The organism is Pseudomonas sp. GL_139_B (genome assembly GCF_057834475.1).
Map to the genome: position 1 here is coordinate 3,628,382 of NZ_CM174403.1, position 15,350 is coordinate 3,643,731.

Consider the following 15,350-nt stretch of genomic DNA (forward strand, 5'->3'; position numbering starts at 1 on the left):
GATAATGTGATGGAATTCGATTACGTAATCATCGGCGCCGGCTCAGCCGGTTGCGTCCTGGCTAACCGCCTGAGTTCAAATCCCAATGTCACGGTTTGTTTGATTGAGGCCGGTCCCGAAGACCGCTCGCCACTGATCCATGCCCCCGTGGGCGTCGCTGCGATCCTGCCGAGCCGACATGTCAATTGGGCGTTTCAGACTGTACCGCAATCCGGCCTGAACGGGCGTCACGGCTATCAGCCGCGCGGCAAGGTGCTGGGTGGCAGCAGTTCAATCAACGGAATGGTTTATATCCGTGGTCATCGCAGTGACTTTGACGACTGGCAGGCCCTGGGTAATCCGGGATGGTCGTTCGCCGACGTACTGCCGTATTTTCGCAAGAGTGAAATGAACCACCGCGGAACCTGCGACTACCACGGCGCGGATGGCGAGCTCTACGTCGGCAAAAACCCGATACATCCGGCCACCCAAGCCTTTATCGAAGCAGGACAGATGGTCGGCCACCGCCATAACCCCGACTTCAACGGCATCGATCAGGAAGGCATCGGTCAGTATGACGTGACTATTCGCGACGGTCGGCGCTGGAGCACGGCGACCGCTTTCCTCAAACCGATTCGACATTCCCGCAAAAATCTCACCGTGCTGACCTCTGTCGCCGCCGAACGCATCGTATTGGAAGGGAAGAAAGCCGTCGGCGTGGAGCTGCGCATCAAGGGCAACCGCCAGACCATCAAGGCCCGACAAGAGGTACTGCTCAGTGCCGGATGCTTTGGCAGCCCGCACTTGTTGATGCTCTCGGGGATTGGCCCGCAAGCGGAACTCAAACCACAGGGCATACCGGTGCAACACGAACTTCCCGGTGTCGGGCAGAACCTGCGAGACCATCCGGATGTCGTGCTCAGCTACAAGAGTCACGACACCTCCTTGATGGGCGTCTCCCTGCGCGGCGGCGCGAGGATGGGCAAGGCGTTTATCGACTATGTCCGGCATCGACGCGGCCCTTTCGTCAGCAACTTCGCCGAAGGTGGGGCTTTCCTGAAAACCGACGCCAGCCTTGCCCGCCCGGATATCCAGTTGCACTCGGTAATCGCGATGATTGACGACCACAACCGCAAATTGCACTGGGGCCATGGTTTCAGTTGCCACGTCTGCGTGTTGCGCCCCAAGAGCGTCGGCAGCGTCGGCCTGCAATCGAATGACCCGAGCGCCCCACCGCGTATCGACCCCAACATTCTGGGGCATGACGATGATGTGGAGACCCTGCTCACCGGATACCGAATGGCCCGGGAGATTATCTGGCAAGCCCCAATGGCACGCTACGGTCTGAAGGATATGTACAGCGAAGGGTTATACGGTGACGAACAGCTGATCGAGCTTTTGCGCCAGCGCACTGACACCATTTATCACCCGGTCGGCACCTGCAAAATGGGCGTCGACGAACATGCCGTGGTGGACAGCCAATTGCGTGTGCATGGGATCGAGGGGCTTCGCGTGGTAGATGCCTCGATCATGCCGACGCTGATTGGCGGTAACACCAACGCCGCTTCGATCATGATCGCCGAACGTGCCGCCGATTGGGTGTCGGCTAGCCAGCGATCCTGACTGTCAGTTCGTCGGTGGAGCCGCTTCTCTCGCACGTTGCGAGTGGCGGCTTAGAATAATCAGTTTCAGCCCGGGTGCGCAGATTGATCGATTTTCTGGTCGAGCGTTTCAAGCACATTGACCACCTGGAAGCAGCGGCAGATCTGCACGACTGAGTAACATTGGCCCGTACCCTTTCCAATGCGTCCATCAGCGCCCTCGAAACGATGGCTGCCAAATCGACAATGCACCAAGAGCGCGCCACTGGGATCTGGTTTAAAATTTACGCCTATTCACTTCAAGAACTCACACGCTGAGCAGAAAACATGAATCGTCGTAAAAAAATACAGCAGTTATTAAAGGCTCACGCCAAAAAGGCCAGTGCCAAATTGGCGCCGGCAAGCAAGTCTAAATACATTAGTAAAGCTGACCGATTGAAGCTGGCTGCCGAGTCCAGTGACGACTCAATCATTTGCTCTGAGAGCTGATCCATGTAGCTCAAACACCACCGGCATTTACAAATCTGGTTGGGCCAGGCATTCCGATGGCACGTACCGCGAGGACGCGGCCAAACAATTCATTCAAGCCGAAGCCGCTTCTTGGCGTTCGCCCCTCTTTCTCAGCCTAATCTACCCAAGTGGCGTTCCCGTTGCTGAACGTCAGCTTTGGATTGTGGATTTCGGGCCTTGACCACAGGCACAAAACGGCCAGAAGCGTTCGCGGGCAAGTCCGTGCCTGCAGGTCAGTGCAATACCTAACCCTCACTGGCAGGATCAGGGTGAAAGCCGGCTGTCTGAATCAGGTCTAATTTAGTCTTAGTTTTCATAGGCTTGCGAGCGCAACAAGTGCATACGCCCCCCCCATGCCACTTGCATTGAAAAAAACCAGAAAATTTGCGTTGCATTAATAGCCACTCGGTCTATATTCACCTCATGACGAACTTACCCAAACGCCGCGGACGCCCAACCAGCACTCCCCGCGATAACCCGGATACAAAGAATGCGTTGATTCGCAGCGGTACTGCCTTGCTCACCGAACAGGGCTTCATGAGCACCGGCATTGAAACACTGCTGGCACAGGAGAAAGTGCCCAAAGGTTCTTTTTACTATTACTTCGAGAATAAAGAAGCTTTTGGCTATGCCGTTCTCGACAACTATGCAACGTATTTCGCCAAGCGCTTGGATCGACATTTCCTGAACGAAGAGCTTGCGCCGACACAACGAATAGCCGCTTTCGTGGAAGACGCCAAACGGGGCATGGCCAAATATGAATTCAAACGCGGTTGTCTGGTGGGCAACCTCGGGCAAGAGGTCACGGTGCTTCCTGCCGGCTTCAAGGAGCGCTTGAACAACGTGCTTCTCTCCTGGGAAGAACGGCTGAGTACCTGTTTGCAAGCAGCCAAAATGCAGGGAGAGCTCGCGCCGGATGCTGACTGTGATGAACTGGCCGCCTTCTTCTGGATCGGCTGGGAGGGAGCGGTATTACGTGCACGCCTGACCGGCGATACAGTTCCTCTGAGCACTTTCCTGCGAGGTTTTCTGACGGTAATGGCCAGGTAGATTTTTTCTTGTTTTTTAATAGACGATCGGTCTAAAAGGGGAAGAAGATGTTCGATACTGTTTTCATTGATAAAGACGCTGCCGGCTACCGGGTCGATTTACGCCAACTTCAGGACTCACAGCTGCCTGACGGTGATGTGACCGTACGGGTTCACTACAGCACCCTCAACTATAAAGATGCACTGGCCATCACCGGCAAAGGTCCGGTCGTCCGCAAGTTTCCGATGGTACCGGGAATAGACTTTGCGGGAACGGTCGAGCACAGCGACCACCCTGACTACGTACCCGGAGACCAAGTCCTGTTAAATGGTTGGGGCGTGGGAGAGGCCCATTGGGGTGGCCTGGCACAAAAGGCCAGGCTCAACGGCGAGTGGCTGATTCCTCTTCCTCGCGGTTTCAGCGCGGCAGAAACCATGGCCATTGGCACGGCGGGATACACGGCCATGCTTTGTGTCATGGCGCTGGAGCGGCACGGTGTTGCACCGGGCGGTGAAGTGCTGGTCACGGGTGCCAACGGCGGTGTCGGAAGCTTTGCAATCGCCCTGTTGAGTAGCCTGGGCTACCGGGTCGTCGCCTCCACTGGACGCCCACAGGAGTCGGATTATCTCAAGCGCCTAGGGGCGAGTGAAATCATCGACCGCGCCAGTCTTAGTGAACCCGGCAAGCCGATGGTCAAGGAACGTTGGGCAGGTGTCATCGATTCGGTGGGCAGCCATACCCTGGCCAATGCCTGCGCCGCCACGCGCTATGGCGGAGTCGTGGCCGCATGCGGGCTGGCCCAGGGCATGGATTTTCCCGCCACCGTGGCGCCCTTCATTCTTCGCGGTGTCACCTTGGCAGGCATCGACAGCGTCATGCGCCCACGGCCGGACCGTATTGCCGCCTGGGCCCGACTGGACCGGGATCTTGATAGGGCCCTGCTGGCGGAAATCACTCAGACCGTCACGCTCAAAGAAATCATTCCCATGGCCCAAAGACTCCTGGACGGCCAGATACGGGGACGCCTGGTGGTAGACCTGCAGAACTGAACAACGTCACCAGTGGCCCGAGATTTGCAGTAATCACAATGTCGAAATACAAACCAACAGCGGAGAAAGCAATGAATAATAATTCCGTGGTATTGACCGAGCTTCGTGACAGCACCGCCTGGGTGACGATTAATCGTCCAGACAAACTGAACGCTCTGTCGTCTGCCGTCGTCATCGAGTTGCGGGAAACCTTGCGCCGACTTGAAGCCAATGATGAAGTTCGGATCATTGTGCTGCGCGGCACCGGGAAAGCCTTTTCCGTCGGCTACGATATTGCCGAAGAAGTCGCCGAGGGCATCTCCAGCCCCGAAGACTGGCATAAAGCACTGACCCGAAATGTCGATCTGTCGATGGCCATATGGGCCTGCACCAAACCGACCATTGCCGCAGTGGATGGCTGGTGCCTGGCCGGGGCCTGCGAAATCGCCATGGCCTGCGACATGGTCATTGCCACTGAGCGCGCCCAGTTCGGCGAGCCCGAAATCCGCTTTGGCTCGGGCCCCGTGACGCTGTTGATGCCCTTTTTGATCGGGCAGAAAAAAACCAACGAGCTGCTGCTGACCGGCGATGTCGTATCGGCCCAGGCCGCCGAAGCGATGGGCATGATCAATTATGTCGTCGCGGTAGAAGACCTCGAAGCAACTGTCGAGAAACTGGCCAGAAAAATTGCCCTGACACCGGCCATCACATTACGCATGACCAAAATCGCCTTGACCCGAGCGTATGAAGCCATGGGGTTGAGACAAGCAGTCATGGCCAACCTCGATGTGGCCGCGACCCTCAATGCGGCTTACTCCCCTGAGAAAGCGGAGTTTGGCGAACGCGTTAAAACCCAAGGTTTGCGGGAAGCACTTAACTGGCGAGATTCCCGTTACGGGAAACTTTAGCGCCAACTTGACCCGTTGGCGTCATGACTGAAGTTCACGTTCCATGACATGAAATCATTCTGCCAACCATGGAACGTGGCTTCAGTTTTATCCTCACGCTGTATCGTTTTGCGACAGGCTGTAAATGTAGTCATCCACAAAAATAATAAGCGAACACGGAGGCGATCAGCACTCCGTCGCAGGAGATGCTCATGCTCAGTACCATGCAGACCGCCCAGTTAGGTCTACCGTTGCTGCTTCGCCATGCACATAACGTCAACGGTCACTCTAGGTTGATATCCAGGAGCAATTGCCAACTCAACCAAATCACCTTTTCAGCATTTGCACAACGCGCCGGAAAACTCGGCAATGCCCTGGCAAAACGCGGGTTCGGGGCAGGCACTGTCGTTGGTACTTTTGCCGGCTCCACTCAGGAACATCTGGAAGCCTATCTGGGTATCCCGGCCAGTGGTTGCGTGCTTCACACGCTGAACGTGCGCATGCATGACGATCAATTGATCTATATGGCCACGCATGCCGGCGATGAAGTGTTCATTGTCGACACGCCCAACCTTGTGCCGTTCTGCCGCATTGCCCATCGCCTGGAAAACTTGCGCCTGGTCATTGTCATTGGCAGCGATTTTTTGCCAGAAACGGTCAGGCTTCCGTGTGAGGTGGTGGCTTATGAGACGCTTCTGGGTGAAGGCGAGCCTCAGATTGATTGGCCCGATATCGATGAACATAGCGCTGCCATCCTGTGTTTTACCGGAGGCACTACCGGTGTGCCAAAAGGGGTAGCTTACAGCCACCGCTCATTGTGGCTGCAGGCACTCAGCTTGTGCACCGCCAACTCACTGGCCTTGGGCAGCTCCAGTAGGCTGCTGCCCGCGGTCCCTTTTTACCACGTCAATGGATGGGGGCTACCCTTCGCAGCACTGATGGCAGGTGCTGACCTAGTGCTGCCGTCACATTCACTGCATGCCACGGATCTGCTGACGCTGATCGACATGGCGGCGCCGACGATAGCCGCTGGCGTTCCGACGATCTGGTCCGACGTGTTGTCATTACTGCGTTCACACGGCCGGTACCAGTTAGGCGCACTGCAGACGATCGCCTGCGGGGGCGCGCAGGTGCCCAGGCAGCTGAGCGATACCTACGGTGAAATGGGCATCAGAATGGTCCAGGCCTGGGGCATGACCGAGACCTCTTCGATGTCCGCCATCAGTCAAGCTGCTGGCCAGGCCAACTCACCTGAAGAGGCCTGCCGTCAAACCAATGTCCTGGGCCGAATCGTCTGCGGATTGGAAGTACGTGTGGCAGATCTCGAAGGGAATCTCTTGCCAAGCGATGGCGTCACCGTCGGTGAACTGCAAATCCGCGGCGCCTGGGTGACAGGCCAATACCTTGGCAGCGAGGACCTGAGCCAGTTTCAGGATGGATGGCTGAAGACCGGTGATCTGGGAACAGTCGATAGCGAAGGTTTCATTGCCCTTTCAGACCGAGCCAAGGATGCCATCAAGTCGGGCGGCGAGTGGATTCCGTCGCTGGCACTTGAAGAAGCCATCAGGCGGCATCCTGACGTACAGGATGTAGCGGTCGTTGCGATTCCCGATGCCCGATGGCAAGAGCGCCCCGCGGCGGTGCTGGTACTGAAGAAAGGCTGCACTCCAGATACTTCCCGACTTGAAGTCTGGCTGAGGGAAAGAGTGGCCCGCTTCTGGGTGCCGTCGAGCTGGTTTTTTGTTGATGCCCTGCCCCGTACAGCCGTTGGCAAGGTAGACAAGAAACAGATTCGTCAGCTTATCCAGGAAGACGAACTTTCTTGCAAGGCGATGTGTTCAATGACGCCATAGTCTCAGCAACAAACAAAAATCTGAAACCTGCAAACGCTTCAACACACACAACAAATCGTTATTACGTTTTGCGGCTTCGCACGTCTCAAGCCGCCCTACCCCTGGAGATCCATCATGATCAAAGCACCCTACCTGGACCCGCAAGCGCTGTCGGAAACTATTGTAGCGGTTAAAAATAATCCAACGTTAGGCCACGTCACTTTTAGCCTGGCGGGTCAATCTGCTGGCGGACTTCGTCTGAACTCGCAAACTGGAACTATTGTCCAGGCCGGGCAAAAAGATGAATCGCGCGCTGGCAAATTCAAACTCAGCAGCGATGAACCCACTTCTCTGTTGGGCAGCGACACGGCCATCAGCCCGGCGGAATATGTAATGAAAGGATTGGCCGGGTGCTATGCCGTCACCCTGGCTGCGCTGGCATCGGAAGCGGGTATCGCGCTGAAAAATATCGAAGTTGAACTCGAGTTCGACGTCAACCTCAGTGGATTTCTTGGCATCGACAGTAACGTTCGGCCGGGTGCCCAGCAAATCCGCGTCGATGTTTCGGTGGACAGCCCAGGTACGCCTAAGGCCGATATCCAAAACCTGATCGCCCGCTTGCAAGCCCGCTCGCCGATTCGCGACACGCTGGCGAACCCGGTAAACGTCGTCACCACCTTGAAATAAGACTCGCCAACAGGGAGTACCGCACCAGGTACTCCCTTTAAAGGATAGAAAATGAAGCTGAACATTATCTATGTGACGGATCCGTACTGCTGCTGGTGCTATGGCTTCAGCGCAGTCGCACAACAAATTGCCAAGACGCTCGAAGAGCGGGCATCCCTGGTTACGCTAAGCCCGGGAATGATCAATGGAAAAATTCGCCTGGCCCAGCTTTTTTCCAGCTTTGCCGATCCATTAGGTCTGCATCAGCGCATCACTGCGATGTCGGGGTGCTCGTTCGGCGAGCCTTACCTGGCACAGCTGCGCAACATGCAAGCAAGTCAATGGATCGTTGACTCCAGCACACCTGCCCGAGCTATGGCGGTACTTCGCCGTTATCAGCCAGACGCCTCACTGGCCCATGCCACAGCCATTCAGGAAGCGTATTACCTTCAGGGTAAAGATCTCCAGGATGAACACACCTATAAGTCGATTGTTCAATCATTCGGGATTGACTTTGATACGTTCGTGAAGGAATTACGCAGCAATGATTCCGCCAGGGCCGCCCAGCAGGAGTTCGACGAAGTCGCAAAAATCGGTGTCAGTGGTTACCCCGCCATTTTGCTGGAACTTCCCGACAAGAAAATAATTCCGGTGCTCAGCGGTTTCATGAACTACGAAGCCGCACTGGCGCGCCTGGATGCAGCGCTGAAAAATGCAGCAGAACGTATTGATACCAAACAGACGGCGCCATCCTGTTCAGTGACCGGGCAAGGCTGCTAATCCACGGCATCGCTGAACGCATCAATTTATGGTGTAGAAATTGCTTTGCCTTACTGCATCCCTTCAGTCGGAAACAGTTCGAACTTACTGTTTCCGACTGAAGAGCCCGGGAATTCGGCAAGCTACCAACCCGGTTTGCCAATATTGGCAATCCGCTCGTGGGGCATTCATGCAACATTCACGACTACTGACTTCTTCCTCTGATACGTGCTTCAAAGGCCGTTGTGTAACCGCTCAATACCCTTTGCTCAAACAGGAGAATGAAACACGTCTGTTCCTGCAATCCGTACATCCCGGACAGATACCCGCAACGACGCATGTCATCGCATTGGCCGTCGATCTTGCTCGGCAGCGGGGCCTCAGTGTCGAAGCCGTTCTACGAGACTGTCATTTACCGGTGGAGCGCCTGCATTCCCCTTCCACCAGCGTTACCCGAGAGCAAGAGCTGAAAGTATTCGAGAACCTCATGGCGCTCAGTGGTGATGCGACGGTAGGGCTTGAGATCGGACGACGCCTGCATGTTTCCTGTTTCGGTTTGCCGGGCTACACAATGCTGGTCAGCGAAACGATTCAGGATGCCATCAATTGCTTGAGCACCTTCCCGCTATTGATGGGCCTGTACTTTACCGTCTCGACGCGAGAGGAAGGCGACAGGACGGTGATCGTCATTGGTGATTACAACTACTCGAAACTCCTCCAACCTCTATGCACGGACATGCTGCTCGCTGCGATCATGGTGATAGTCGGAGACCTTGCCGGGCACCCGGTACAACCGATGGACGTTTCGCTGCAACACAACTACCCGTCACATCATGATTTCTGCGCCGAGCTGTTTGGTTGTAGCGTGAGTTATGGGGCTACGGAAAACGCCATCACGTTCCCCACCCCGTTATTTCGCAAGCGTGGGCCATTGGCCAATGCCGTCAGCGGCGAGGCGCTCTACCAGCAGTGCCTGGACATGGAGCGCGATTGGACCGCCAAGGCCTCCAAGAGCCTCATCGCGCAGATTCGCGAACTGCTGACACGGGACCTAAGTGAATTCAACACACTGGGGCGCGTGGCCGAGCATTTTTTCCTCACTGAACGGACGCTGCGGCGGCGTCTGAAGTCGATCAATATTTCTTTCCAGCAATTGCTCGACGAGGCACGCCAGAAGCGGGCCGAGGAACTGCTGCTCGACGGGATGAAAATTGCGGAAATCGCGGAACTCCTCGGCTATAGCGATATCGCGAGTTTCCGCCATGCCTTTCGCCGTTGGACCGGTTTATCGCCCAGCCAATACCGTCACCAGACAGTCAGTTGATCACGCCTGCGCTCGCTTTTACTCCTCAAGATGCCATCGCCGACTTAACGTTCACCGATTGCCAAGTGAGACTCGCGGATCACTTGGCCTCCTCGTGCCCGCAGGGTTCATGCACAAAAAAAACGGCTTGTCGACGAGCTCCACCAGCGAACTCTATTGTCCGGATTTATCCCCTGTTTTGTCCTCATTGACTCTGACTTCACTCGCTGGGTCGCCCAGAGAATGAACGTGCATAAGGCGACCCTAGACGCCGCCCGTTCGTTGGACCCTAACCACGTACAGGAATAAGAAGCATGAATGAGATAGCCGCAAAGGGCTCAGCCCTCGATGATTTCTCCAGCACGCTCGGCTTGCACGACTCCCCCGCAAATGCGACCTCTTCACGACGCATGGCACGCGTCCTGGGGTTACCTTCACTCGTCCTGTTTGGCCTGGCCTACATGGTACCGCTGACCGTCTTCACGACGTATGGCCTGGTCACCCAGACAACTTCCGGGCACCTGCCCGCCGCTTACGTTGTCACCCTGATTACCATGTTGTTCACCGCTTACAGTTACGGACGCATGGCCGCTTCCCTCCCCTATGCCGGCTCGGCGTACGCCTATGCCAGTCAATCCTTCGGTGGCAAAATCGGCTTCATGGTCGGTTGGGCACTGCTGCTCGACTACCTGTTCATGCCAATGATCTGCTACTTGGTCATCGGCATTTACATGGCCCAGTACTTTCCTGGCGTGCCCATGTCGGTGTGGATCGTCGCCAGTATCCTGGCTGTACTGGTGCTGAACGTTTTGGGCATCAAGCTGCTGGCCAAAGTCAATTTCGCCCTGATCAGTGCTCAGGTCGTCTTCATCGCCGTCTTCATTGCAGTCGCTGTTGTCTCGATTACCCACTCACCGACGGTATCTTTGACCCAACCTTTCTTCAGTCCTGATATGGACTATCAAGGGCTGTTCAGCGGTGCCGCAACGCTCTGCCTGTCCTTCCTGGGTTTTGATGCGGTCTCGACGCTGTCCGAAGAAACCCGAAACCCAACGCGCAACCTCCCACGCGCCATCATGCTGTGCACCTTGCTCAGTGGTTTTCTGTTCATAGTGATTGCCTACGTCGGCCACCTGGTATTCCCGGACTGGCATGCATTCAAGGACGCCGACTCGGCGAGCCTGCAGGTGATGCAACAAGTGGGCGGGTCGCTGATGTCGGCGTTTTTCACGGCTATCTACGTCGCCGGGTGTTTCGCCTGCGCGATGGCTTCGCAAGCCAGCGTCTCACGCATTCTCTTTGCCATGGGCCGTGATGGTGTGTTGCCCAAGCGCATCTTCGGCCTGACCAGCAAGCGATTCGGCACACCTGTTTCAGCCACCCTGGTAGTGAGCCTGGTGTCGCTGACTGCCTTGGTGATCAGCCTGGACCTGGCCTCGACCATGATCAGTTTTGGCGCGCTGACCGCCTTCTCTTTCGTCAACCTCTCCGTGGTCAAGCACTACCTCTGGGACAAAGGACTGCGTGGACCACTGACGCTTCTGCGCTACGGCTTGATCCCCTTGGTCGGCCTGATTCTGACCCTGTGGCTTTGGACCAGCCTTTCCTCTACCACGTTCGAAGTGGGTCTGGCCTGGCTCAGTGGCGGCCTGCTCTATCTGCTCTGGTTGACCAAAGGCTTTCGCCGCCCCACCCCTCAATTGCATCAACACGACGACGAACACGCATTCAATGACTGCACCCATACCCGGGCGCTGCACAAATCCGCATAGAGGCTCGCACCATGACTATCCTTGAGAACGTTATCGCTCCATCCAGCAAAACGGATGAACTTCAGGCCTTGGCGAAGAAGCATTTACTACTGCACTTCACCCACGCCGCGTATTACGACAACACCCCACTCACCATCATGAGCCGTGGCGAAGGCTGTTGGGTCTGGGATGAATCCGGCAACCGTTATCTCGACGGGTTGGCGGGCCTGTTCTGCGTGAATGTCGGCTACAGCCATGGGGCAGAAATTGGCGAAGCGGTAAAACGTCAAATGAGCCAGCTCCCTTACTTCAGTAACTGGAGCTATGCCCACGAGCCGGCCATTCGCCTAGCGGCGAAAGTGGCAGCGCTGGCTCCGCCAGAAATGAACCGGGTTTTTTTCACCTCAAGCGGCTCGGAATCCAATGAGTCGGCGATGAAATTGGTCCGGCAATATCACCTGGCCCGAGGCGACCACGCCAAAACCAAGTTCATCGCCCGACGCGTGTCCTACCATGGCACCAGCTATGGCGCGCTGTCACTAAACGGCATGACCAACTTCCGTAAAACCTTTGAACCCTTGTTGCCCGGTGTTCGGCATGTTTCCAACACCAAGCGCTACAAACGCCCGGAAGGCGAAAGCGAAGCGCAATTTACGGCGTTTCTGCTCGATGAAATCGAATCATTGATCATTCAGGAAGGGCCTGACACCGTTGCGGCGATATTCATCGAACCCCTGCAAAATGCTGGCGGCAGCCTGACACCGCCTGCTGGCTATGCCGAAGGTTTACGCCACCTGTGCGATAAATACGCCGTGCTCCTGGTCGCCGACGAAGTTATCTGCGGCTTTGGCCGCCTCGGCGAATGGTTCGGTTCAACCCGCTACGGCATCAAGCCGGACATCATCACGTTCGCCAAAGGTATCGCTTCAGGCCATATACCGCTGGGCGGAATGATCACCAGTGATGCCGTCATGGAGCCCATCCTGAACGGTCCGCAGAAGATGTTTCTGCATGGCCTGACCTATGGCGGTCACCCGGCTGCATGTGCCGCGGCCCTTGCCAACATCGAGATCATGGAACGCGAAAACGTTCTCGAAAATGTGCGGCGCAATCAGGACTATTTCCGTGCGAAGCTCGAAGCACTCAAAGCACATGCCATTGTCGGCGACGTGCGTGGCGACGGTTACCACTACTCCCTGGAACTGGTGACCGACAAAGCCAGCCGCAGCTGGAATTGCGCTGTGCCTTCCACGGAATTTGTCGCCACACGCCTTGCGCCGGCGCTGTTCAAGTCCGGTTTGCTGTGTCGCGTCGCCGTTGACCATGAGGGCACTCCGCTCATTCAGCTGTCTCCCCCGCTGATCCTCGCGCGAGATGAGATCGATTGGCTGGTTGCGCAACTGGATACCGTACTTGGCCAACAGATCAACATCGGCTTCGACTAACACGCGTGGCCGTGTAGTTCCTGTCAGTGCTGCTCGGCTCATGTTCTTTGGCAATGCTCGACCGTGCGCCTTGGTGGCGCACGTGTTGACCTACCGCTGGGTATCCCGCGCCTTATGAAGTCCAGATCCGCACACCTTGGCCTGCTCTGCCTGCTCGTGACTTCAATCGGGTGGGGGCTCAACTGGCCGGCTATGAAACTCCTGCTCCAAGAATGCACCCCGCTGTTCTCACGCGGCGGCGCCGGCCTTTGCGCCTCGCTGTCCATGGCGGTGGTTGCGACACTCTGCGGTCAGTCGCTCAGCGTACCCAGAGATCAATACCGACGGCTGGTGGTATCAGCCTTCTTCAATGTCAGCATCTGGATGGGTTTTTCGACGCTGTCGATGCAATGGCTCAGCGCAGGTCAGGGCGCGCAACTGGTCTATACCATGCCCGTCTGGGCCGTTCTGCTGGCCTGGCCAATCACAGGCCGTCGTCCGTCCCCGGCGAGCCTGCTGGGGCTGGGACTGTGCATCGGGGGTGTACTGACGCTGTTCAGTGCAGAGAATGCTTCCCTCGACATGAGCAAAGCGCCTGGCGTTTTCTTTGCCCTGGCGGCTGCGGTCCTGTTTGCGCTGGCGACGGTAGCGTTGAAAGCGCCGACGCTGCTCCCACTGGCCAGTGCGGTATGGCAACTGGGGATTGGCAGCTTGCCAATGCTTGTCTATGGCTGGCTAATAGAAAGCCCTGACCTGGCAAAAGTCACGCCGGTGGGTTGGTCAGTGTTCATCTACATGACACTGGTGCCGATGGGGATCTGCTATATCGCCTGGTTCTCGGCCCTCCAAAGGCTGCCCCCTGCCACGGCCTCCATCAGCACCTTGCTGACCCCTGTCGTGGGTGTGCTCGCCGGTGCCGCGATGCTCAGCGAACCCATCGGCGTACGCGACTTTACCGCCTTGGCACTGACCCTGACGGGAGTGGCGTGCGCCTTGATTAAGCGTGGATCGATACCTCGATTTCGCGTTCCCGGCCAAAAGCCGCTGTCTTCGACTATCGACAAAAACAAGGAGATTCGCCATGTTTGACCTCACTCGTGCTGACTGGGAACAACGTGCCCAGGACCTGAAAATCGAAGGCCGTGCCTTCATCAATGGTGAGTACACCGCCGCAGTGTCGAATGCCACGTTCGAGTGCATCAGCCCGGTCGACGGACGCCACCTGGCGCATATCGCCAGTTGCGATGCTATCGACGCAGAACACGCCGTGGAAAGTGCCCGCAGCACCTTCAACTCCGGTGTCTGGTCGCGCCTGACGCCGGCCAAACGCAAGGCGACCATGATCCGCTTTGCCAACCTGCTTGAGCAGCACGTCGAAGAACTGGCGCTGCTGGAAACCCTGGACATGGGCAAGCCGATCAGCGACTCGCTGAACATCGACGTTCCGGGTGCGGCACAAGCGCTGAGCTGGAGCGGCGAGGCCATCGACAAGATTTACGACGAAGTCGCGGCCACCCCCCATGACCAGCTTGGCTTGGTGACGCGCGAGCCGGTCGGTGTGGTTGCCGCCATCGTGCCATGGAACTTCCCGCTGATGATGGCCTGCTGGAAGCTGGGCCCGGCGCTGTCGACCGGTAACTCGGTGATTCTCAAGCCTTCGGAAAAATCGCCGCTGACCGCCATCCGTATCGCCCAACTGGCCATTGAAGCCGGTATACCGGCTGGCGTGCTGAACGTGCTGCCAGGTTACGGCCATACCGTCGGCAAGGCCCTGGCCCTGCACATGGACGTCGATACCCTGGTGTTCACCGGTTCCACCAAGATCGCCAAGCAACTGATGATCTACTCCGGCGAGTCGAACATGAAGCGCGTCTGGCTGGAAGCTGGCGGCAAGAGCCCGAACATCGTCTTCGCCGATGCTGCGGACCTGCAGGCTGCGGCCGAATCGGCGGCCAGCGCCATTGCCTTCAATCAGGGAGAAGTCTGCACCGCCGGCTCGCGTCTGCTGGTGGAGCGTTCGATCAAGGACAAGCTCCTGCCCATGGTGGTCGAAGCCCTCAAGGGCTGGAAGCCGGGCAATCCGCTGGACCCGGACACCAATGTCGGAGCTCTGGTCGATACCCAGCAGATGAACACCGTGCTGTCGTACATCGAGGCCGGCCACAACGACGGCGCCAAGCTGCTGGTCGGTGGCAAGCGCACGCTGCAGGAAACCGGTGGCACCTACGTCGAGCCAACCATTTTCGACGGCGTCAGCAATGCCATGAAAATCGCCCAGGAAGAGATCTTCGGCCCAGTGCTTTCGGTGATAACCTTCGACACCGTCGAAGAGGCCATCAATATCGCCAACGACACCCCGTATGGCCTGGCCGCTGCGGTATGGACCGCCGATATCTCCAAAGCCCACCTGGCCGCCAAGGCGTTGCGCGCCGGTAGCGTCTGGATCAACCAGTATGCTGGCGGCGACATGACCGCGCCATTCGGTGGCTTCAAGCAATCGGGTAACGGTCGCGACAAATCGTTGCATGCGTTCGACAAGTACACCGAGCTGAAGGCGACCTGGATCAAGTTGTAAAACATC

The 15,350-nt window shown here is 57.0% G+C and carries 13 protein-coding genes; all 13 read left to right on the forward strand.

The window, feature by feature from the left end; translation table 11 throughout:
* Positions 1 to 9 precede the first annotated feature (9 nt).
* A complete protein-coding gene (locus AC3ISI_RS16475; protein ID WP_489332882.1) occupies positions 10 to 1,602 on the forward strand; it encodes a GMC family oxidoreductase in 1,593 nt (530 codons plus the stop codon).
* Between the two features lie 305 nt (positions 1,603 to 1,907).
* Positions 1,908 to 2,069 carry a DUF2986 domain-containing protein gene (locus tag AC3ISI_RS16480; RefSeq protein WP_489332883.1) on the forward strand — a complete coding sequence of 54 codons (162 nt, stop codon included), beginning with the start codon at positions 1,908 to 1,910 and terminating at the stop codon, positions 2,067 to 2,069.
* 444 nt (positions 2,070 to 2,513) lie between these two features.
* Positions 2,514 to 3,140, forward strand: coding sequence for an acrylate utilization transcriptional regulator AcuR (gene acuR, locus AC3ISI_RS16485; protein ID WP_489332884.1), 627 nt, complete (start codon positions 2,514 to 2,516; stop codon positions 3,138 to 3,140).
* A gap of 47 nt (positions 3,141 to 3,187) precedes the next feature.
* A complete protein-coding gene (gene acuI / locus AC3ISI_RS16490; RefSeq protein WP_489332885.1) occupies positions 3,188 to 4,168 on the forward strand; it encodes an acrylyl-CoA reductase (NADPH) in 981 nt (326 codons plus the stop codon).
* Between the two features lie 71 nt (positions 4,169 to 4,239).
* Positions 4,240 to 5,055 (forward strand): enoyl-CoA hydratase/isomerase family protein, encoded by an 816-nt coding sequence (locus tag AC3ISI_RS16495; RefSeq protein WP_489332886.1) that lies wholly within the window; start codon positions 4,240 to 4,242, stop codon positions 5,053 to 5,055.
* Between the two features lie 191 nt (positions 5,056 to 5,246).
* Entirely contained in the window at positions 5,247 to 6,887 is a 1,641-nt protein-coding gene (locus tag AC3ISI_RS16500) for a long-chain-fatty-acid--CoA ligase (RefSeq protein ID WP_489332887.1), read from the forward strand.
* Between the two features lie 114 nt (positions 6,888 to 7,001).
* Positions 7,002 to 7,553: an OsmC family protein gene (locus AC3ISI_RS16505; RefSeq protein ID WP_489332888.1), complete on the forward strand. Its 552-nt coding sequence runs from the start codon at positions 7,002 to 7,004 to the stop codon at positions 7,551 to 7,553.
* Between the two features lie 51 nt (positions 7,554 to 7,604).
* Positions 7,605 to 8,312, forward strand: a complete 708-nt coding sequence (locus AC3ISI_RS16510; RefSeq protein ID WP_489332889.1) for a DsbA family protein — start codon at positions 7,605 to 7,607, stop codon at positions 8,310 to 8,312.
* A 169-nt stretch (positions 8,313 to 8,481) separates the two neighbouring features.
* Entirely contained in the window at positions 8,482 to 9,615 is a 1,134-nt protein-coding gene (locus AC3ISI_RS16515) for an AraC family transcriptional regulator (RefSeq protein WP_489332890.1), read from the forward strand.
* 293 nt (positions 9,616 to 9,908) lie between these two features.
* Entirely contained in the window at positions 9,909 to 11,366 is a 1,458-nt protein-coding gene (locus AC3ISI_RS16520; RefSeq protein ID WP_489332891.1) for an APC family permease, read from the forward strand.
* Between the two features lie 11 nt (positions 11,367 to 11,377).
* On the forward strand, positions 11,378 to 12,790 hold the full coding sequence (locus AC3ISI_RS16525) for an aspartate aminotransferase family protein (RefSeq protein ID WP_489332892.1): 1,413 nt from the start codon (positions 11,378 to 11,380) through the stop codon (positions 12,788 to 12,790).
* A gap of 114 nt (positions 12,791 to 12,904) precedes the next feature.
* A complete protein-coding gene (locus AC3ISI_RS16530) occupies positions 12,905 to 13,858 on the forward strand; it encodes a DMT family transporter (protein WP_489332893.1) in 954 nt (317 codons plus the stop codon).
* Positions 13,851 to 15,344, forward strand: a complete 1,494-nt coding sequence (locus AC3ISI_RS16535; RefSeq protein ID WP_489332894.1) for an aldehyde dehydrogenase — start codon at positions 13,851 to 13,853, stop codon at positions 15,342 to 15,344. The genes AC3ISI_RS16530 and AC3ISI_RS16535 overlap by 8 nt, the downstream gene beginning before the upstream one ends.
* The last annotated feature ends 6 nt before the right edge of the window (positions 15,345 to 15,350 follow it).

What these genes read in the sequence shown, in the direction of transcription:
- AC3ISI_RS16475 (WP_489332882.1), top strand. Translation starts at nt 10, where the DNA reads ATGGAATTCGATTACGTAATCATCGGCGCCGGCTCAGCCGGTTGCGTC.
- AC3ISI_RS16480 (WP_489332883.1), top strand. Translation starts at nt 1,908, where the DNA reads ATGAATCGTCGTAAAAAAATACAGCAGTTATTAAAGGCTCACGCCAAA.
- acuR (WP_489332884.1), top strand. Translation starts at nt 2,514, where the DNA reads ATGACGAACTTACCCAAACGCCGCGGACGCCCAACCAGCACTCCCCGC.
- acuI (WP_489332885.1), top strand. Translation starts at nt 3,188, where the DNA reads ATGTTCGATACTGTTTTCATTGATAAAGACGCTGCCGGCTACCGGGTC.
- AC3ISI_RS16495 (WP_489332886.1), top strand. Translation starts at nt 4,240, where the DNA reads ATGAATAATAATTCCGTGGTATTGACCGAGCTTCGTGACAGCACCGCC.
- AC3ISI_RS16500 (WP_489332887.1), top strand. Translation starts at nt 5,247, where the DNA reads ATGCTCAGTACCATGCAGACCGCCCAGTTAGGTCTACCGTTGCTGCTT.
- AC3ISI_RS16505 (WP_489332888.1), top strand. Translation starts at nt 7,002, where the DNA reads ATGATCAAAGCACCCTACCTGGACCCGCAAGCGCTGTCGGAAACTATT.
- AC3ISI_RS16510 (WP_489332889.1), top strand. Translation starts at nt 7,605, where the DNA reads ATGAAGCTGAACATTATCTATGTGACGGATCCGTACTGCTGCTGGTGC.
- AC3ISI_RS16515 (WP_489332890.1), top strand. Translation starts at nt 8,482, where the DNA reads ATGCAACATTCACGACTACTGACTTCTTCCTCTGATACGTGCTTCAAA.
- AC3ISI_RS16520 (WP_489332891.1), top strand. Translation starts at nt 9,909, where the DNA reads ATGAATGAGATAGCCGCAAAGGGCTCAGCCCTCGATGATTTCTCCAGC.
- AC3ISI_RS16525 (WP_489332892.1), top strand. Translation starts at nt 11,378, where the DNA reads ATGACTATCCTTGAGAACGTTATCGCTCCATCCAGCAAAACGGATGAA.
- AC3ISI_RS16530 (WP_489332893.1), top strand. Translation starts at nt 12,905, where the DNA reads ATGAAGTCCAGATCCGCACACCTTGGCCTGCTCTGCCTGCTCGTGACT.
- AC3ISI_RS16535 (WP_489332894.1), top strand. Translation starts at nt 13,851, where the DNA reads ATGTTTGACCTCACTCGTGCTGACTGGGAACAACGTGCCCAGGACCTG.